At 66.6% G+C, this 17803-nt stretch carries 21 protein-coding genes and 1 riboswitch; of the genes, 13 read left to right on the forward strand and 8 right to left on the reverse strand.

Features of this window, described 5'->3' with window-relative positions; translation table 11 throughout:
• The first annotated feature begins 47 nt into the window (after positions 1-47).
• The 4 genes from B133_RS0120190 to B133_RS0120205 all read left to right on the forward strand — a co-directional run bounded on the left by B133_RS0120190 (position 48) and on the right by B133_RS0120205 (position 2191).
• Positions 48-413 (forward strand): YbjQ family protein, encoded by a 366-nt coding sequence (locus B133_RS0120190; RefSeq protein WP_018603623.1) that lies wholly within the window; start codon positions 48-50, stop codon positions 411-413.
• Positions 414-541, forward strand: a riboswitch (cobalamin riboswitch).
• Positions 542-575: 34 nt separating this feature from the next.
• Positions 576-785, forward strand: a complete 210-nt coding sequence (locus B133_RS0120195) for a CbtB-domain containing protein (RefSeq protein ID WP_018603624.1) — start codon at positions 576-578, stop codon at positions 783-785.
• Between the two features lie 12 nt (positions 786-797).
• Positions 798-1640 carry a CbtA family protein gene (locus tag B133_RS0120200; protein WP_018603625.1) on the forward strand — a complete coding sequence of 281 codons (843 nt, stop codon included), beginning with the start codon at positions 798-800 and terminating at the stop codon, positions 1638-1640.
• Positions 1637-2191 carry a histidine phosphatase family protein gene (locus B133_RS0120205; protein ID WP_018603626.1) on the forward strand — a complete coding sequence of 185 codons (555 nt, stop codon included), beginning with the start codon at positions 1637-1639 and terminating at the stop codon, positions 2189-2191. Before B133_RS0120200 ends, B133_RS0120205 begins: the two co-directional genes overlap by 4 nt.
• Here B133_RS0120205 and B133_RS0120210 read toward each other — a convergent pair.
• Positions 2188-3552: a serine hydrolase gene (locus tag B133_RS0120210; RefSeq protein ID WP_026256676.1), complete on the reverse strand. Its 1365-nt coding sequence runs from the start codon at positions 3550-3552 to the stop codon at positions 2188-2190. The genes B133_RS0120205 and B133_RS0120210 overlap by 4 nt on opposite strands.
• A complete protein-coding gene (gene mhuD, locus B133_RS0120215; protein WP_026256677.1) occupies positions 3527-3844 on the reverse strand; it encodes a mycobilin-forming heme oxygenase MhuD in 318 nt (105 codons plus the stop codon). Before mhuD ends, B133_RS0120210 begins: the two co-directional genes overlap by 26 nt.
• A 39-nt stretch (positions 3845-3883) precedes the next feature.
• Here mhuD and B133_RS0120220 point away from each other — a divergent pair, with 39 nt between their 5' ends.
• Positions 3884-4645, forward strand: a complete 762-nt coding sequence (locus B133_RS0120220; RefSeq protein WP_026256678.1) for an alpha/beta fold hydrolase — start codon at positions 3884-3886, stop codon at positions 4643-4645.
• Here the strand turns inward: B133_RS0120220 and B133_RS0120225 are convergent.
• Complete coding sequence (locus tag B133_RS0120225; protein ID WP_018603632.1) at positions 4628-4876, reverse strand: hypothetical protein; 249 nt, start codon at positions 4874-4876, stop codon at positions 4628-4630. The genes B133_RS0120220 and B133_RS0120225 overlap by 18 nt on opposite strands.
• Positions 4877-4948: 72 nt before the next feature.
• On the opposite strand from B133_RS0120225, the gene B133_RS0120230 reads away from it, so the two are divergent.
• Positions 4949-5893 (forward strand): GlxA family transcriptional regulator, encoded by a 945-nt coding sequence (locus B133_RS0120230; protein ID WP_018603634.1) that lies wholly within the window; start codon positions 4949-4951, stop codon positions 5891-5893.
• Positions 5894-6063: 170 nt separating this feature from the next.
• On the opposite strand, the gene dacB is transcribed toward B133_RS0120230, so the two are convergent.
• Positions 6064-7647: a D-alanyl-D-alanine carboxypeptidase/D-alanyl-D-alanine-endopeptidase gene (gene dacB, locus B133_RS0120240; protein WP_157625924.1), complete on the reverse strand. Its 1584-nt coding sequence runs from the start codon at positions 7645-7647 to the stop codon at positions 6064-6066.
• A 290-nt stretch (positions 7648-7937) separates the two neighbouring features.
• Positions 7938-8813: an A/G-specific adenine glycosylase gene (locus B133_RS0120245; RefSeq protein WP_026256679.1), complete on the reverse strand. Its 876-nt coding sequence runs from the start codon at positions 8811-8813 to the stop codon at positions 7938-7940.
• 25 nt (positions 8814-8838) lie between these two features.
• Here B133_RS0120245 and B133_RS0120250 point away from each other — a divergent pair, with 25 nt between their 5' ends.
• Positions 8839-9459 carry a carbonic anhydrase gene (locus B133_RS0120250; RefSeq protein ID WP_018603638.1) on the forward strand — a complete coding sequence of 207 codons (621 nt, stop codon included), beginning with the start codon at positions 8839-8841 and terminating at the stop codon, positions 9457-9459.
• 72 nt (positions 9460-9531) lie between these two features.
• Complete coding sequence (locus tag B133_RS0120255; RefSeq protein ID WP_026256680.1) at positions 9532-10314, forward strand: hypothetical protein; 783 nt, start codon at positions 9532-9534, stop codon at positions 10312-10314.
• Between the two features lie 5 nt (positions 10315-10319).
• On the opposite strand, the gene disA is transcribed toward B133_RS0120255, so the two are convergent.
• From disA to B133_RS0120270, 3 genes are read right to left on the reverse strand one after another with little or no spacing between them, the layout of a single operon-like run.
• A complete protein-coding gene (disA, locus tag B133_RS0120260; RefSeq protein WP_369751501.1) occupies positions 10320-11429 on the reverse strand; it encodes a DNA integrity scanning diadenylate cyclase DisA in 1110 nt (369 codons plus the stop codon).
• Positions 11430-11446: 17 nt separating this feature from the next.
• Entirely contained in the window at positions 11447-12853 is a 1407-nt protein-coding gene (gene radA / locus B133_RS0120265; RefSeq protein ID WP_026256681.1) for a DNA repair protein RadA, read from the reverse strand.
• Between the two features lie 55 nt (positions 12854-12908).
• Positions 12909-13490, reverse strand: coding sequence for a hypothetical protein (locus B133_RS0120270; RefSeq protein ID WP_018603642.1), 582 nt, complete (start codon positions 13488-13490; stop codon positions 12909-12911).
• A 239-nt stretch (positions 13491-13729) separates the two neighbouring features.
• On the opposite strand from B133_RS0120270, the gene carD reads away from it, so the two are divergent.
• From carD to rlmB, 5 genes are read left to right on the forward strand one after another with little or no spacing between them, the layout of a single operon-like run.
• Positions 13730-14218, forward strand: a complete 489-nt coding sequence (gene carD, locus B133_RS0120275) for an RNA polymerase-binding transcription factor CarD (RefSeq protein ID WP_018603643.1) — start codon at positions 13730-13732, stop codon at positions 14216-14218.
• Between the two features lie 7 nt (positions 14219-14225).
• Entirely contained in the window at positions 14226-14930 is a 705-nt protein-coding gene (ispD, locus tag B133_RS0120280; RefSeq protein ID WP_018603644.1) for a 2-C-methyl-D-erythritol 4-phosphate cytidylyltransferase, read from the forward strand.
• Entirely contained in the window at positions 14930-15415 is a 486-nt protein-coding gene (gene ispF / locus B133_RS0120285; protein WP_018603645.1) for a 2-C-methyl-D-erythritol 2,4-cyclodiphosphate synthase, read from the forward strand. The genes ispD and ispF overlap by 1 nt, the downstream gene beginning before the upstream one ends.
• 34 nt (positions 15416-15449) lie before the next feature.
• Entirely contained in the window at positions 15450-16856 is a 1407-nt protein-coding gene (gene cysS, locus B133_RS0120290; RefSeq protein ID WP_018603646.1) for a cysteine--tRNA ligase, read from the forward strand.
• The gene (rlmB, locus tag B133_RS0120295) at positions 16857-17798 is read left to right on the forward strand and encodes a 23S rRNA (guanosine(2251)-2'-O)-methyltransferase RlmB (protein ID WP_018603647.1); all 942 of its coding nucleotides are present in this window, start codon (positions 16857-16859) and stop codon (positions 17796-17798) included.
• Positions 17799-17803: the final 5 nt, after the last annotated feature.

Here is a 17803-nt window from a genome sequence, read left to right on the forward strand (position 1 = left end):
GCATTTTCTTATCCACATCAGAATCCAACGGGGAAAGGGCTTTTGCCATGCTCATCGTCACCACCAACGACCTTCCGGGGTGGGAAATTCAGCGGGTCTGCGGCGAGGTCTTCGGACTTACCGTGCGGTCCCGAAACGCCTTCTCTCAGATGGGCGCCGGGTTCAAGAGCATGTTCGGCGGCGAGCTGCAGGGGATGACGAAGAACCTCGCCGAAAGTCGCAACGAAGCGATGGGCCGGCTGATGAACGAGGCCCGTGCCCGTGGCGGCAACGCCATCGTCGCGATGCGCTTCGACACCACCGAGATCGGCGACACCTGGACCGAGATCTGTGCCTACGGCACCGCCGTGCAGGCCGTGCCCGTCACCGATGCCGCCAAGTACACGGCGCAGCAACTGGGGTACGGCGGCTGATACCCATATCGGGCGGTTGGGCCGCGGGTTTACGATGCTCGAGTAATCGACGGTCGAAGGAATCTGGTGAGAATCCAGAACGGTCGCGCCACTGTACACAGTCAGACCCTGACGCCGTTACCTTTTTCAACCGGGACGCGTACTCCCGAGAGGAGCACTTGGATGACCATCTCACCGCAGACAGTGTCACGTGCGGTCGACTTGTCGGCCGCAAAGGCCGCGCTGTGGCTCAGCGCCACCGCGGTGCTGGCGCTTTTGGTTTACTATTTCGTCGGCATCGACCAGGGCGCGACATCGATATTCGGTAGCGATATGCACGTCCACGAGTTCGTGCACGACGCACGCCACTTCCTCGGCTTCCCCTGCCACTAGCGGGTAGCCGACATGGAAAAAAGAATAATCATCCGCGCGACGCTCTGGGGCGCCCTCGGCGGGCTGCTGGCCTTCATCTTCGCGCGAATTTTCGCCGAGCCGATCGTTCAGCGGGCTATCGACTACGAGGGCGCCCGTGACGAGGCGCAGGAATATCTCGATCACCCGGGCGGTATGCCGGGGATGGACGAAGGTGTCGAGCTCTTCTCCCGTTCGATACAGAGCAATGTCGGCATCGGTGTCGGGATGGTCGCCTTCGGCGCTGCGATGGGCGCATTGTTCGCGGTCGCCTACTGCGTTGTCTATAACCGGTTTCCCAAGCTGTCACCCGGAACGTTGGCGCTTCGGTTGGCGGCCGCGATGTTCGTCGCGCTCTATCTCGTACCGTTCCTGAAGTATCCGGCGAATCCGCCTTCGATCGGTCATTCGGACACGATCGGTGTCAGGACGGGTCTGTATCTGACGATGGTCGTGGTGTCGGTTGTCGCCCTGGCGTTGGCAGTCGGACTGGTCGGTAAACTGCGGCCGCGCTTTGGTTCGTACGGGGCGGTGCTGCTGGCCGGTGGTGCGTTCATTGTCGTGATCGCCGTCGTGATGTTGCTGCTGCCGTCGCTGGGGCAGCTGAGTGTCAATGTCGCGCAGTACGGTAACCACGCCACCGAGACACCGCAGCCGTTGCTCGATCCGCAGGGCAAGATCGTCTTCCCGGGATTCTCGGCCGACGATCTGTTCTACTTCCGGCTCTACTCGATCGGGGCACAGGTCATTCTGTGGGCGACCATCGGTCTGGGCTTCTCACCGATGGCCGACAAGATGCTCGGGGCTCCTGCGGATTCGGCCAGCGTCGCAGCGTGAGTGAGGTCGTCCGGCTGTCACTGGTATCGCATGCGATGACCGATGCCACGGCAGCCGGACGCTTCCCCGCCGACGAGCCGCTCAATTCGCTGGGCCACCGCCAAGCCGACGCGTCGATCGAGTTCGGTCCGGTCGACGGGACCTATTGCGGCCCCGAGAAGCGGGCCCGCCAAACCGCGGACCTGCTCGGTCTGCGAGCCGAGGTAGCACCACAATTGGCGGATCTGGACTGTGGCCTGTGGCGGGGAGATGTGCTCTCCGGGGTACGTCCGGCCGAGCTGGCCATCTGGCTCACCGATCCGACCCAAGCGCCCCACGGCGGAGAAACCGTCGTCGAGCTGATCGCTCGGGTGCGCCGGTGGATGGATGCCATGGCAACCCGGCGCGGCCGAGTGGTCGCCGTCACCCACCCCGCGGTGGTCCGGGCTGCTGTCCTGGTCACGCTCGAGGCCCCGCCGAAATCCTTCTGGCGCATCGATGTTGCGCCGGTGAGCCGCACCGTGCTGCATTTCCGCGGTCACGCCTGGACGCTGCGCAGCCCGTTGAGCTAGCCCACGGGGGCCATCGCGAAGGCACGCTTGGCGATCGACCACAGCCAGCCCGCGGCCGTCGGGCTGCGGAATTGCGGCCAGTTCAACTGGAAACTCACCACCCACGGTTGCCCGGTGTGGTCCACGGCGTACCAGCTGTAGGTCAGATCTCCCGGCAGGTTGCCGCCCTTGGCGCCGACATAGGGCCACTTCGCCGGATCCAGATCGATACCGGGGAGCGCGGACAGGATCTGCTTGACGCGGGCGGCCTCGCCCACGGCCGAGGCCTGCAATGCGGCGTGCACGCGACAGATGTCCTCGGCGCTGGCGAACCATTCCAGGCCGTCGTTGGATGCCGGCGTGTGGGTGCGGTTCGGATCCGGTTCGTAGGGGCGCGAATTGGTCTGTTGCAGGAGCTGGACGCGATCCTTCGGCGAGGCCTGCCGCCACTGCTCACGCAGATTCGGTTTGCCCCAGCCGACCGAGAACACCTCGTGCATGGTCGGGAACGGCGTCATGCTGGCCGGGTCGTGGTGGCCGCCGGTGACCAGGGCGCGCTCCACCGCTGCGGTCCCCACGCGCCCGATCAACAGATCGGTGGCCATGTTGTCACTGGCCGAGATCATCTGCTGGGCTGCGGTCAGCACGGTGATCTGAGCGCCTGGCGGCAGCTTGTCCAGCCCGGCCGAACCCAGCTTCTTGCCTTCTTTGGTGATGGTCAGGTGATCGTCCCAATGCACCGTCCCGGCCTTGATGGCATCCGAAACAGCAAGCAGCACATACAGTTTGAAGATCGACGCGAGGGGCAGCGACAGGTCGGTGTTGGTGCCGGCGACCTTCTGGCACTTGCCGTCGGTGACCTTGGCCACCTGGTAGGAGTACCGCGCTCCGGATTTGGACAGCTCGGTGTCGATATCAGACCAGGTGTTGATCACCGGCGGGACGAGGTCGACGTCGAACCGGTCGACGAGGCCGGCGTCGTTGGTGCGCAGTTCGATGTCCTGCGCGACGTTGTAGGACGTCAGCACGTGCAGGGTGGCCTGTCCCGCGCCGATGTCCACAGAGCTGACCCGGAACGGACGGTCCCACCAGATCCGGTCCATCTTGGTGCCGACGTCGTCGACCTTCTCCGGACTGGCCAGAGTGCGCACTCCGACCGGCCCGATGGGCCAATCCGAGTTCAGCATGTCCATCGTCTGCTTGGCGCGCAGTCCGGGCGGGGTGTTGGTGTCTATATGGGCGCCGTATGAGATCCCGGCCGCCGGTGCGGCACCTTGTGAACAGCCACAGGCCAGGGCAGCGGTGAGCGCGACGACGGTTGTCAGACCGATCGCCCGCCGTGCCGCCCTGCCTCGGCTATGCCTGGGTGCCGGTCCCCGCAACGTCCAACACAACCTCGAACTCCAGCAGGGACGCCCCGGTTGCCACGGGGTTCTTGTGTTCACCCTTGTGGGCCTCGATGGCGGGGCCGGATGCCCACGCCTGGAACGCCTCTTCGGACTCCCACTGCGTCACGACGAAGTAGCGGTCTTCACCCTTGACCGGGCGCAGCAGCTGGAAGCCAAGGAACCCCGGCTGGCTGTCGACGGCGTGTGCACGGTGCGCGAACCGCTTCTCCAGTTCCGGGCCTGCATTGGGCGGCACTTCGATGGCGTTGATCTTCACGACTGGCATGGGCTTCAGGCTACCGTGACCGCCCGGCAGGATAACGACATGGTCACAGAACTTCTGACCCACCGCGGTGGTCGCGGTGAACCCATAGTGCTGGTGCACGGGCTGATGGGTCGTGGCGGTACCTGGGCCCGTCAACTGCCGTGGCTGACCGAGCTGGGTGCGGTATACACCTACGACGCGCCGTGGCATCGCGGGCATGATGTGCCCGACCCGTATCCGATCAGCACCGAGCGGTTTGTCGCAGACCTGGGTGATGCTGTCGCGGAATTGGCGGAGCCGGCGCGGCTGGTGGGTCATTCGATGGGTGCGTTGCATTCGTGGTGCCTGGCCGCAGTCAGGCCGGAGCTCGTGCGCTCGGTCGTGGTGGAGGATATGGCTCCGGACTTCCTGGGGCGTACCACCGGCCCGTGGGAGCCGTGGGTGCACGCGTTGCCGGTCGAATTCGGCTCGGCGCAGGAGGTTTACCGGGAGTTCGGCGCCGTGGCGGGTCAGTACTTTCTGGAAGCGTTCGATCGGACCGCCACTGGTTGGCGGTTGCACGGCCGGCCGCAGTGGTGGCTGGACATCGCCGCAGAGTGGGGCACCAGGCAGTACTGGCAGCAGTGGCGAGCGGTGCGGGTGCCGACACTGCTGATGGAAGCTGAGACTTCTGTCGCACCTCCGGGTCAGATGCGGACCATGGCCGAAAGTGGTTACCGGACAACATATCTGTATGTACCTGAGTCGGGTCACCTGATCCACGACGAGCGGCCGGAGACATACCGTCGGGCCGTCGGCGGGTTCCTATCGTCGCTCGCCTGAGGCGCCCGCGGACGGCCAGGACGGATGCTGCTCGAAGCGGGTGCGCACGGCATCGATGTCCTGTTCGGCTCGCTGGGTGTCGTAGTCCGCCAGCCGGCCCGCCATGGGTGCGTAGGTCCGAAACTGATCCGGTTGAATGCGCAGAATGCCGCCGCGGTGCGCCGCCCAGCCCAGGGCCGTTGCGACCACAAACGGTGAGGCCATGATCAAGAAGGCGAGTGTAACGGTCATGGCAGTAATTTTCGTTAGGTCGATATCCAGCCAGCAAGTGGCAGTACTGACACCTTTCGGTAAGATACTGCCATGATCAAAAGCGTCTCCGCGCTGGTGCTCGATGGCCTGGCCGTCTTCGAATTCGGGGTGATCTGCGAGGTTTTCGGGATCGACCGCTCGGCCGACGGGGTCCCGAACTTCGACTTCAAGGTGTGCGGCCCGGAAGCTGGGAAGCCGGTGCGGACCTCGATCGGTGCCTCGCTGACACCTGATCACGGTCTGGATGCCCTGATCGGCGCGGATCTGGTGGCTATCCCGGCGATCGCGAGCACCGACTACCTGCCGGAGGCGCTGGCCGCGGTGCGCACGGCCGCCGACGCCGGGTCGATGATCCTGACCGTGTGCTCAGGAGCGTTTCTGGCGGGCGCGGCCGGATTGCTCGACGGACGCCCGTGCACCACGCACTGGATGCACGCCGACGAGCTGGCGCGCAGGTATCCGACCGCGCACGTCGATCGCAACGTGCTGTTCGTGGACGACGGCAATCTGATCACCAGTGCGGGCACGGCCGCGGGCATCGACGCGTGTCTGCATTTGGTTCGTCGTGAGCTCGGCAGCGAGGTGACCAACAAGATCGCCCGCCGCATGGTGGTTCCGCCGCAGCGCGACGGTGGTCAGCGACAGTTCATCGACCAGCCCATCCCGGTGCGATGTTCGGATAGTTTTGCGCCGCACCTGGATTGGATCATCAGCAACCTGGAGAAGCCGCACACGGTCGGTACGCTCGCCAAGCGGGCGGCCATGTCCACGCGTACCTTCGCGCGGCGTTTCGTCGAGGAGACCGGGACCACGCCGATGCAGTGGATCACCGATCAGCGCGTGCTCTACGCGCGCCGTCTGCTCGAGGAGACTGACGTGGATCTCGATTGGGTCGCCGGGCGGGCCGGGTTCGGTTCCGCGACCCTGCTGCGCCACCACTTCCGCCGCGTGATCGGCGTGACGCCGTCGGATTACCGTCGCCGGTTCGCTAGTTGACTTCGTACCGGGCGTCGTCCTTGTTCGAGGTGCACCACAGCCTGACGATGACGTCTTGCGGTTCGGTGCCCCAGTTCGTGGCCGATCCGCCGGCGTGTGCCCCGATACCCATTGACCCACTGTGGCATTCAACCGATCGGCGGTGAACCGAGCCGTCAATCCGATGCAGGTTATTTCGATAACATCTGCTGAATCTGAGCCGCGACCAGCCCGACGTCTTCGTTGGCTTCCCGTAGGCCGGTGAGCACATCGGGGTAGGTGGCGCCGCTCATCGACAGGTCGAATACCAGACGGCGACCGTCGTCGGTGGTCATGAATCCGGCGAGGCTCTGCACATTGAACAGCGCACGCCCCGTCACTGGGTCCACAACCGCGACCGTCCCGGTCTTCGCCTGCACCTTGCCTTTCGCGGGACTGTTCGCGCCCACCGCGGCGATGGTGCCGCTTTCGCCCAGTACCGGCTGGCCCGAGACGAGCGCCGGCCCCCACGGTTGCGCGGCTGCCCACTTGACCCAGTTGGTCATCTGTCTGGGTGTCGTCGAGGCCGGGTAAGCGCCCTCGCCGTCGGTGAGCACCACGGCGTCGGACATCAGTCCCGCGTTGTTCACAACGGTGCGAATGGATTTCAGGCCATCGGCGCAGTCGGTGGATCCAGACTTGGTCGCCAGCAGACACAACATCGCGTTGGCTCCGGTGTTGTAACTGGTTCGAAGGATCATTGACCCGAAAGCCGCTAGCGGAGGTGATTGCAGCGCTGCCAATCGACGGTCGGCGGAATAGCTGCCCGCGGCCGGTAGACGAGCCTGATCGTTGGGCCCGACGGCCGACGCGGTGACCGCAACGCCCGCTCGGTTCAGTGCTTCGATGAACAACCCACGTGCCCAGGTGCCGGCGTCGGGCACCCGATAGATCGTCAGCTGCGGCTTGCCCGCCGGTATGGACCCGCTCACCACCAGGTCGCGGGGATTCGCCGGGTCTGCGCTCACGTCGAGATTCGAGGGTGTGTCGGCGTCGGCCGTCGATACCGTCGATCGCACGGTGAATACCGTTGTGGGTGGATAAGTTTCGACGGTGGCCGGCTGACCGCCGGCGGCCGGAGTTACCTCGATGTCGAGCAGGTTGTCGTTGACGAAGATGGGTGGGACGGCGCCTTCATGCCCCTCGGTCACCTTCCAGAGTCGCGTATCGACGATGACGTCCCCCGCAATGTTTCTGACGCCGTTGGCGGCGACCTGTCGCGCCAAGTCATCGAGGCCGGCCAGCGGGTTGTCGGTGACCTTCGCCGCATTTGGTGCGATATCGCCATAGACATGGTCGATATGGGTGGCGTCGAAGGCGTCGTCGACGCGGCCGCTGAGCCCGCCGCGGCCACCCAGAGCGAGATCACCGGAAGCGACCAGGATCACGTCCCCTCGCACTACACCGTCGACTGTCTGAGAGGTGGCATAAACGGGGGTGGTGAGGCGAGCGTCCGGACCGAAGATGTCGTATACCGTGCCGATGGTGAACTGCTTGGCCGTCGAGCCGGTGAGCACCATCTCATCGGGTCGCTGGATCAACAACACTTCGCCGGAGTCACGGTCGGCCACGTAGTACGACCACCGCGCGGTGGCGTATGCCGGTTTCTCCGTGATCTTTTGCGCGGCCTCGGGCAACATTTCGCCCGCCGGGGCACCCGCGGTCCCGGTGTTGCAGGCCGTGACCGCCGCAACCAGGAGTATCACCGCACCGAACCGACCGATCGTACGGATCAAGGTGTCCGCCCTTCGTATATTGCGGAGTCGGTTACTGTACAGCTTCCTTGCCCGCGAGCCTGTCGGATGTGCAGTGCGCGATGGTATGGACGTCTCGACCTTGCCGCGCTCCGTATCCTCCCGCCCGGGCGCGTAATCGCGGTTGATCAGGTAGGGGGCGGGTTGGTTGGCGTGGCCGTCCACCAGGGCCACCAAATTGGTCGGCCGTGCACTGGCTAATTCGTCGGCACGGGAGCAGATCTCGCGGGACTCGGTAACCCGGACGCTGAGTCCGACTCACCCGTCGAACCTCAGATGTTTTCGCCCTCGCCCGCCAAGGCGAACCGGCCATCGGGCGTCTGCTCCACCAGGCCGTCGACCAGCAGTGAGTCCAGCGCCCTGTCGCGCTGCGCGGTATCAGTCAGCCAGGCCACGTCCAGCTGTCCGCGGGTGACGGGGGAATCGTTGGTGCGCAACACATCCAGTAATCTCCCGCGGGCCTGGCGGTCGGTTCCGGCGTAGCGCTGCGCCTTGCGGACGGGGCCCGTCGGCGATGGGTAACCCGTCGTGCGCCAAAGACACACACTCAGGGGGCAGGTCCCGCATCGCGGGGTCCGCGCGGTGCACACCGTCGCGCCGAGTTCCATCAATGCGGCCGAGAACACTGGTGCCGCGTCCGAGTCGGGCAGCAGCACGGACACGTCGTCGAGGTCCCGCACGCTCGCCGGCGAGTCGGCCCGGCCGTGCACCGCCCGTGCCACCACCCGGCGCACGTTGGTGTCGACCACCGGCACCCTGGCTGCGTATGCGAAGCACGCAACCGCCCGCGCGGTGTAGGCCCCCACCCCCGGCAGGCTCAGCAGCGTGTCGACATCTGCGGGCACCACGTCGCCGTGCTCGGCGGCGATGGTGACGGCACATTCGTGCAGGCGTTTGGCCCGGCGCGGGTAGCCGAGCTTGCCCCAGGCCCGCAGTACCTCGCCGACCCCGGCTGCCGCGGTGGCCGACGGGGTGGGCCACCGCTCGATCCAGGCCAGCCAGATCGGCTCAACGCGCGAAACCGGCGTTTGCTGCAGCATGAACTCGCTGACCAAGATCTGCCAGGCAGTGACCCCGGACCTGCGCCACGGGAGGTCTCGCTGAGCTTGCTGGTACCAGGCCAGCAGCTCTTCTGACTCGATGGTCATATCCGACTCGGGCACAATGACGCCCATGCCCAATTCGAATCCGGTGTCGGCGTGGAAGGCACTCAAGGACGGTAACGCGCGCTTTGTCGCGGGCGAGCAGCAGCATCCCAGCCAGGACATCGCACGACGGACGAGCCTGGCCCACACCCAGAAGCCCACCGCGGTGGTGTTCGGCTGCGGCGACAGCCGGGTCGCCGCCGAGATCCTGTTCGACCAGGGGCTCGGCGACATGTTCGTGGTGCGCACCGCAGGCCACGTCATCGACAACGCGGTGCTCGGCTCGATCGAATACGCGGTCTCCATCCTCGATGTGCCGCTGATCGTGGTGCTGGGTCATGACAGCTGCGGCGCGGTCAAGGCCGCGCTCGCCGCGCTCGACGAGGGCCAGGTGCCCGGCGGTTATGTGCGCGACATCGTCGAGCGCGTGACACCATCGATCCTGTTGGGTCGCCATGCCGGTCTGGAGCGGGTCGACGAGTTCGAGGTCCAGCACGTCAAGGAGACCGTGTCACAGCTGCAGATGCGGTCTGCGGCGATTGCCCAGGGTGTCGCGGCGGGCACCCAGGCGATCGTCGGCGCGACTTACCACCTGGCCGACGGCCGGGTGGAGTTGCGCCACTATGTCGGCGATATCGGCCAGGTCTGACGCGCAAAGACCGGCGCGACACGCCGGGCCGCCTCGGGCAGCTGGAGATTACCTGGGCTTACCGTGAAGGTCGTGTTGGATCTGGAACCACGGGGCCCACTGCCTGCGGAGATTTACCGGCGACGTAGGGCGCTGGCCATCGGGATCGGGGTGGCGGCCGTTGCGGTGGTCGTCGCGATCGTCGCGGTGGTCGTGAGCAACAGCTCAGGCGCCGAATCCAAGTCCGCGGAACAATCGACCCCGGCCCCCACCGCGACGGCCGCCGCGCCGACTCCGTTGCCGGGGGAGAACCCCCAGGTCAAGACGCCGGTGCAGCCGCCTGCACAGCACGCTCCGCCTCCGACGGCGACCCCGACCGCGGCAGTCACGCCGCCGCCGGTGCTCAAGGAAGGCGACGACTGCCCGGATTCGACTCTGGCTGTCAAGGGCATCACCAGCCAGCCGGAGTACGTGGTCGGCGATCAGCCGAAGTTCACCATGGTCGTCACCAACATCGGCCTCGTGGCCTGCAAGCGCGACGTCGGGGCAGCCATTCTGGCCGCCTACGTCTACTCGCTGGACAACACGCGGCTGTGGTCGAATCTCGACTGCGCGCCATCCAACGAAACCCTGGTCAAGACCTTCAACCCGGGCGAGCAGGTCACCACTGAGGTGACCTGGACCGGGATGAGTTCGGCACCCCAGTGCCCGCTGCCGCGGCAGCCCATCGGGCCGGGTACCTACAACTTGATGGTGCAGTTGGGCAATCTGCGATCGGCGCCCGTACCGTTCGTCCTGTCGCCCGCGAACCCGCCGCAACCCGCCGAGGGCGCTCCGCCGGCTCCTGCTGCTCCTGCCCCGGAACCGGGTAACTGATCCGTTCAGGCCAGCCGGTCGGCGATCGTCGACTCGGCCAGCACGGACAGCCCCTCCCGGATGTGGCGGGCCCACATCGACCCGATACCTTCCACCGACTGCAGATCGTCGGCACTGGCGGCAAGCAGCCCCTGTAGCGACCCGAACGACCGGACCAGCAGATCGACGTGGGCGAACTGGAGTCGCGGGATGCCGGCCATGGCCCGGTAGCCGCGCGAGCTCATCGCGGAATCCTGCGCCTCTGCCGTCGACGGATAGCCGAACACTCGCGCCAGCGTGGTGAAGTCCAGCAGCTCACTGTCGGTCAGGGCGTCGAGATCTTCCAGGGTGGCGCTGACCTGTGCGGCCGTCGGTGGATCCGGATTGGCGTGGTAGTCCCGCACGATCAGTTCCCTGGCCGTGTCGTTGTCGCCGACGAGCTCGTCGAGCTGCAGCTTGAGCTGGCGGCCGTCGGTGCCGAGTTCGACGACGTCGGCGTCGATCTCGAGGCTGATCCGACGCACCATCTCCAGCCGCTGCACCACCGTCATGACGTCGCGCAACGTCACGAAGTCCTCGATCTCGGCCGTGGAGAGCTGCTTGCTGACCTCGTCGAGCCGGCCCTTGTAGCGCTCCAGGGTGGCGACGGTCTGGTTGGCGCGCGACAGGATGGTCGCCGACTCGGGGACGACGTGCCGTTCCCCGGCCACATAAACCGTCACGATGCTCATCGAATGGCTGACCGACACCACCGGGTAACCGGTCTGGATCGCCGTGCGCTCGGCCGAGCGGTGCCGCGTACCGGACTCGTCGGTCGGGATCGACGGGTCGGGCACCAGTTGCACGTTGGCTCGCAGGATGTGGCTGGCGTCGCTGGACAGCACGACCGCGCCGTCCATCTTCGACAGCTCGCGCAGCCGGGTCGGCGCATAGCGGATGTCGAGCTCGAACCCGCCGTCGCAGATGGCCTCAACGCTGTCGTCGTAGCCCAGCACTATCAGCGCACCCGTTTTTCCACGCAGGATGCGCTCCAGGCCGTCGCGCAGCGGCGTACCGGGTGCCAGCCTGCCTAACGTCTCGCGCAGTGTCGGACGGGCCAGCTGCACCACGTTGCGGCCGGCCCTGCCAGTGGACATCACAGCCATCGGCCCTCCTAGGGTCGGCCGTTATTCTCCGCGATCTCCCGGACCGCCCGCAATGCGGTCCCGATGTTGTCGACTGCGATGACCCGCATCCCGGCCGGTGTGTCGGTGATCCCGGCTGGCACGACCGCGGTGTTGAAGCCCAGCCGGGCGGCCTCTGCCAGTCTGCGATCCAGCCCGTTGACCCGGCGGAGATCACCGGCCAGGCCCACTTCGCCGATGGCGACCACGTCCATCGGCAGCGGCAACTGGTAGCAGGACGACATGATGGCCATCGCGACCGCCAGATCAGCCGACGGGTCGGTCAACCGCATGCCACCGACAGTCGCCACGTACAGGTCGCTGCGCGCGAGCGGAAGGGCGCTGTGGCGCTCCAGCACTGCGCTGATCATCGCGGCACGGGCCGAGTCGATACCGCTGACCGTTCGTCGCGGCGGGCCTTCTGTCGGGTTCGACAGGGCCTGCACCTCTCCGATCATCGGACGCTTGCCGTCGAGCGTGACCGTCACCGCGGTGCCTGGTACGGGTGCGGTGCGCTGATCCAGGAACAGCCCCGACGGATCGCTGACGCATTCGATTCCGTTGTCATGCATCAGGAAACAGCCGACCTCGTCGGCGGCGCCGAACCGGTTCTTGACCCCGCGCACGATTCGCAGCGACGATGCGCGGTCACCCTCGAAGTGCAGCACGACGTCGACCAGATGCTCGAGCGACCGCGGCCCGGCGATGGCACCGTCCTTGGTGACATGGCCCACGAGGATGAGAGCCACCGAATGCCCCTCGGCGGTCGATTTCGCGTAACTGGTCAGTGCCGTCGTCACCGCCCGCACCTGCGTCACCCCGCCGGTCACGCCGTCCACTTCGGTGGTGGACATGGTCTGCACCGAATCGATCACCACGAGGCTCGGGCGCACCTGGTCGATGTGACCCAGCGCGATCTGCAGATCGGACTCGGCTGCCAGGTACAGCTCGTCGTGAGTGCAGCCGGTGCGCTCGGCCCGCAGCCGGATTTGTCCGGCGGACTCCTCCCCGGACACGTAGAGGACGCGGCGGCCCTCGTGTGCCCAGCGGTTGGCCACCTCGAGCAGCAGCGTGGATTTGCCGATTCCCGGATCACCGGACAGCAGCGTGACCGATCCAGCGACCAGCCCGCCGCCCAGTACGCGGTCGAGTTCGCTGACCCCGGTCGGGCAGTGCCGGGTGGCGCTGGCGTCGACGGCGGTGATCGGTACTGCAGGGGAGGCCGGTGCTACCGAGCGACGGGCCGCTGCACCGCCCCTGCTGCCGGGGAAAGCCAGCACGGCAACCTCATCGACGGTGCCCCAGGTGCCGCAGTTCGCGCAGCGTCCCACCCATTTCGGGGTGACGTGCGCGCATTCCGAACACCGGTATTGCGAACGTGCTTTCGAACCGGCCACGCCGTGACACTAGCGGCTGTCACCGACATCCCTGGGTAACCCAGCGGCGAAGAACCTAGTGGTGTTCGCCCGATTCGCCCTCGGCCTGATCGGCATCGCCGGTCGTGTCGCGGCGCGGCTGGTCACCCGCCGAGATCGGAACGGCCACGGTGGTCTCGCCACGTTCGAAGTTGAACGTGAAGTTGTACAGCAGGCCGTTGGTGACCGGCTTGGTCAGGGTCACCTTGGCGGTGACGGCGTCGGCCGCCTCGACCTGCTCCAGCGGCGCGGCCTGCCCGTCGGGCTCACCGACCACCAGCACGCCATTGGCCGGCACAGTGGTGTCGCCGGTCAGTGTGACGTCGCCGATGTCGGAGGTGATCGACGTCAACTTGTTGTCGTTGTCGGCCGACCCGTTTGCCGCCACGAACAGCAGCTCGGCCGGCGAACCCGGCTGAACGTAGTCCGTCTGCTGCGGCGCCCGCAGGTGGACGTTACGCAGTGAGACCTGGCCGGCCTGGGCGTTGACGCCGTTGACCGCCGGTTCCTGGGTGGCCGTCTGGGAGACCTGCCCGGAACCACACGCGGTGAGGGCGGCTGCGGCAGCCAGGCCGCACGCGGCCACGCCGACCGAGGCACGCAATGTGAAGCGGTTCACTCAAGCCTCCTGAAATGGGTCGCCATACTTCGACTATGCAGAGTAGTAGGTGGAGGTCGCGGGCGGAACCACGAGGGTTGAGAACACCCGAATCACGTGGCGCAGTGGCTGTTTGGTTGCACGATTTCGTCGCCCTGTCAACCCCTATCCTTCACCTGCGGTGCCCCTGACCTGCGCTGTTGGTCGGCGTGTGAGCAAGGCCCGTGTTAGCATGTAAGGGCGAAAGGGGCTCGAATCAGATGATTTTCAAGGTCGGAGACACCGTTGTCTATCCACACCACGGTGCTGCGTTGATCGACGCGATCGAAACCCGAACCATCAAAGGCGAGCAGAAAGAATATCTCGTCCTGAAGGTCGCCCAGGGGGATCTCACCGTTCGAGTGCCTGCAGAGAACGCCGAATATGTCGGTGTGCGCGATGTGGTCGGGCAGGAAGGCCTCGATAAGGTATTCCAGGTGCTGCGGGCGCCGCACACCGAAGAGCCGACCAACTGGTCGCGCCGCTACAAGGCCAATCTGGAGAAGCTGGCCTCGGGCGATGTGAACAAGGTGGCCGAGGTCGTCCGTGATCTGTGGCGCCGCGACCAGGAGCGCGGCCTGTCCGCGGGCGAGAAGCGGATGCTGGCCAAGGCCCGGCAGATTCTGGTCGGTGAGCTCGCGCTGGCGGAGAACACCGATGACGCCAAGGCCGAGACCATGCTCGACGAGGTTCTGGCTGCCGCGTCCTGACGGCGTAGTGAAAACGGTAGCCGTCGTCCCGGCCGCCGGCTCAGGTGAGCGGTTAGGCGCGGGTAGGCCGAAGGCCTTCGTCAAATTGGGCGGTAAGCCCCTGCTGGAGCATGCTCTCATCGGCTTGCGCGCGTCGGGGGTGGTCGATGATGTTGTCGTCGCGGTTCCACCCGCGCTTACCGATCAGGCCAAGCTGATTTTCGGTGGAGCGGCCAAGATCGTGGCGGGCGGCATCGACCGCACCGAGTCGGTCCGGCTGGCACTGGAGGCCGCGGGCGATGCCGAATTCGTACTGGTACACGACGCGGCCAGGGCTCTGACCCCGGCCGCGTTGATCGTCCGCGTCGTACGCGCGCTCGAGGCCGGGCACAGTGCTGTCGTCCCGGGCCTGCCGCTGACCGACACCATCAAGGCGGTCGACGCCAACGGTGTGGTGCTCGGCACGCCGGAGCGGGCCGGTCTGCGCGCGGTTCAGACGCCTCAGGGCTTCCGCACCGATGTGCTGCGTCGCGCCTACCTACAGGCACCTCGGTCTAATTCGCTCCTCGCGTCCGCGGTCGGTGGTCTCACCGACGACGCCTCGCTTGTCGAACGGATCGGAACGCCGGTGCAGATCGTCGACGGCGACCCGGTGGCGTTCAAAATCACCACCCCCATGGATCTCCTGCTGGCCGAAGCCGTGCTGGCGCGCGGCGGATCGATCGGAGCGTGATGATTCCACGAGTCGGGTTGGGCACCGATGTTCATCCGATCGAGCCGGGGCGGCCCTGCCGGCTGCTTGGGCTGTTCTTCGACGGCGCCGACGGCTGCGCCGGACACTCCGACGGCGACGTCGCTGCGCACGCCCTGTGTGATGCGCTGTTGAGCGCGGCCGGGCTCGGAGATGTCGGCGGGGTGTTCGGTACCGACCAGCCGCAGTGGCGCGGTGTGAGTGGCGGGGACATGCTGCGGTACGTGCGCGGTTTGCTGGCCGACGCCGGCTTCACGGTGGGCAACGCGGCGGTCCAGGTGATCGGCAACCGGCCCAAGGTCGGTCCGCGCCGCGACGAGGCCCAGCGGGTGCTGGGCGAGCTGGTAGGCGCACCGGTCTCGGTTTCGGCCACCACCACCGACGGTCTCGGGCTGACCGGCCGTGGTGAGGGTCTGGCGGCCATTGCCACCGCTCTTGTGTTTTCTGATCCTCGAGTGCGCGGGTAGGTATCAGCTGAAGAGGCCGGTAAGCTGGCGCGTCGTGACCGACCGTGCCGGGCTCCGGCTGTACGACACCATGGCTGGTGCCGTACGTGATTTCGTGCCGTTGCGCCCAGGGCACGCCTCCATCTACCTGTGCGGTGCCACGGTGCAGGGCCTGCCCCACATCGGGCATGTCCGCAGTGGCGTCGCCTTCGACGTCTTGCGGCGCTGGCTCGCCGCCAACGGCTATGACGTCGCCTTCATCCGCAACGTCACCGACATCGACGACAAGATCCTCAACAAGGCCGCCGACGCCGGCCGGCCGTGGTGGGAGTGGGCGGCGACCTTCGAGCGTGTGTTCACCGCTGCCTACGACGCGTTGGGGGTGCTGCCGCCGTCGGCTGAACCCCGCGCCACCGGGCATATCACCCAGATGGTCGAGCTCATCGAGCGATTGGTCGACAAGGGCCATGCCTATGCGGCTGACGGCGACGTGTACTTCAACGTGCTGAGCCTGCCGGGCTACGGCAAGCTGTCGGGCCACCGTATCGACGATGTGCACCAGGGTGAGGGTGTCGCGACCGGTAAACGCGATCAGCGCGACTTCACCCTGTGGAAGGGCGCCAAGCCCGGTGAGCCGTCCTGGCCTACGCCTTTCGGCCGCGGCCGTCCCGGCTGGCATACCGAATGCGTCGCGATGTGCGAGGCCTATCTCGGTGCGGAGTTCGACATTCACGCAGGCGGAATGGACCTGGTGTTCCCGCACCACGAGAACGAGATCGCCCAGGCCAACGCCGCCGGGGATGGTTTTGCGCGGTACTGGCTGCACAACGGCTGGGTCACCATGGGTGGCGAGAAGATGAGCAAATCGCTCGGCAACGTCTTGGCGATTCCCGCTGTGCTGCAACGGGTTCGGGCTGCCGAGCTGCGGTACTACCTGGGCAGCGCGCACTACCGGTCGATGCTCGAGTTCTCCGAGACAGCGCTGCAGGACGCAGTCAAGGCCTACTGCGGTATCGAGGATTTCCTGCACCGCGTGCGCAACCGGGTCGGCATGGTGACCGTCGGCGAGTGGACGCCGAAATTCGCAGCCGCGCTCGATGACGATCTCGCGGTGCCGATCGCGCTCGCCGAGGTGCATGCCGCGCGCGCCGAGGGCAACCGGGCGTTGGACGTCGGCGATCACGACGGCGCGATGGCCCAAGCCCGGGCCATCCGGGCGATGACGAGCATCCTCGGCTGCGATCCGCTCGACGAACGGTGGGAGTCGCGCGACGAGGCGTCGGCCGCACTTGCCGCAGTCGACGTCCTGGTGCAATGGGCATTGACAAGCCGGACCGAAGCGCGGGAACGGCGGGATTGGGCCGCCGCCGACGCGATCCGGGATCGGCTCAAGGAGGCTGGTATCGAGGTCACCGATACCTCCGACGGCCCTCAGTGGTCGCTGTTCGACGGGACGAAATAAATGGCCGGCAATTCGCAGCGACGTGGCGCCATCCGCAAGGCGGGCACGAAGAAGGGCCCGACCGTCGGGTCCGGCGGGGTGCGCCGCCGTGGGCTTGAGGGACGAGGGGCGACGCCGCCGGCCCACATGCGGCCCAACCACCCGGCTGCCAAAAAAGCCGCGAAGGCGGCCCGCCAGCAGCAGGGCCGGCACAAGAAGACCGATGACACCGAGCTGGTGCTCGGCCGCAATCCGGTGGTGGAATGCCTCCGCGCGAAAGTCCCGGCCACCGCACTGTTCATCGCGCTGGGCACCGAGGCAGACGAGCGGCTGACCGAATCCGTGCAGATGGCCGCGGACCGCGGGATCTCCATCCTGGAGGTGCCGCGCACCGACCTGGACCGGATGAGTTCCAATGGGCTGCACCAGGGGTTGGCCCTGCAGGTTCCGCCGTACGTCTACGCGCATCCCGACGATCTGTTGGCGACGGCAAAAACCGAAGGTGCGCCCGCCCTGTTGGTGGCGCTGGACAACATCTCCGACCCACGCAACCTTGGCGCGATCGTGCGTTCCGTGGCCGCCTTCGGTGGACACGGTGTGGTGATCCCGCAGCGACGCTCAGCATCGGTGACGGCGGTGGCGTGGCGGACGAGCGCGGGGGCCGCGGCCCGGTTGCGCGTGGCCCGCGCCACGAATCTCACTCGCACACTGACGAGTTGGGCCGATGCCGGCCTGCAGGTGGTGGGTCTGGACGCCGGTGGCGACACCACGCTGGATCAACTCGACGGCACCGGGCCCATGGTCGTGGTGGTGGGTTCGGAAGGAAAAGGCTTGTCGCGGCTGGTGCGGGAGACCTGTGACTCGGTGGTGTCCATCCCGATGGCCGGGCCGACGGAATCACTGAACGCCTCGGTGGCCGCCGGTGTGGTGCTCGCCGAGATCGCCCGCCAACGCCGCGGCTGATCCGA

It is taken from the genome of Mycobacterium sp. 155, from assembly GCF_000373905.1.
Taxonomy (GTDB): domain Bacteria; phylum Actinomycetota; class Actinomycetes; order Mycobacteriales; family Mycobacteriaceae; genus Mycobacterium.

Coding starts and splice junctions, on each gene's coding strand:
- B133_RS0120190 (WP_018603623.1), top strand. CDS start 48: ATGCTCATCGTCACCACCAACGACCTTCCGGGGTGGGAAATTCAGCGG.
- B133_RS0120195 (WP_018603624.1), top strand. CDS start 576: ATGACCATCTCACCGCAGACAGTGTCACGTGCGGTCGACTTGTCGGCC.
- B133_RS0120200 (WP_018603625.1), top strand. CDS start 798: ATGGAAAAAAGAATAATCATCCGCGCGACGCTCTGGGGCGCCCTCGGC.
- mhuD (WP_026256677.1), bottom strand. CDS start 3,844: ATGCCAGTCGTGAAGATCAACGCCATCGAAGTGCCGCCCAATGCAGGC.
- B133_RS0120220 (WP_026256678.1), top strand. CDS start 3,884: ATGGTCACAGAACTTCTGACCCACCGCGGTGGTCGCGGTGAACCCATA.
- B133_RS0120225 (WP_018603632.1), bottom strand. CDS start 4,876: ATGACCGTTACACTCGCCTTCTTGATCATGGCCTCACCGTTTGTGGTC.
- B133_RS0120230 (WP_018603634.1), top strand. CDS start 4,949: ATGATCAAAAGCGTCTCCGCGCTGGTGCTCGATGGCCTGGCCGTCTTC.
- B133_RS0120245 (WP_026256679.1), bottom strand. CDS start 8,813: ATGACCATCGAGTCAGAAGAGCTGCTGGCCTGGTACCAGCAAGCTCAG.
- B133_RS0120250 (WP_018603638.1), top strand. CDS start 8,839: ATGCCCAATTCGAATCCGGTGTCGGCGTGGAAGGCACTCAAGGACGGT.
- disA (WP_369751501.1), bottom strand. CDS start 11,429: ATGTCCACTGGCAGGGCCGGCCGCAACGTGGTGCAGCTGGCCCGTCCG.
- carD (WP_018603643.1), top strand. CDS start 13,730: ATGATTTTCAAGGTCGGAGACACCGTTGTCTATCCACACCACGGTGCT.
- ispF (WP_018603645.1), top strand. CDS start 14,930: ATGATTCCACGAGTCGGGTTGGGCACCGATGTTCATCCGATCGAGCCG.
- rlmB (WP_018603647.1), top strand. CDS start 16,857: ATGGCCGGCAATTCGCAGCGACGTGGCGCCATCCGCAAGGCGGGCACG.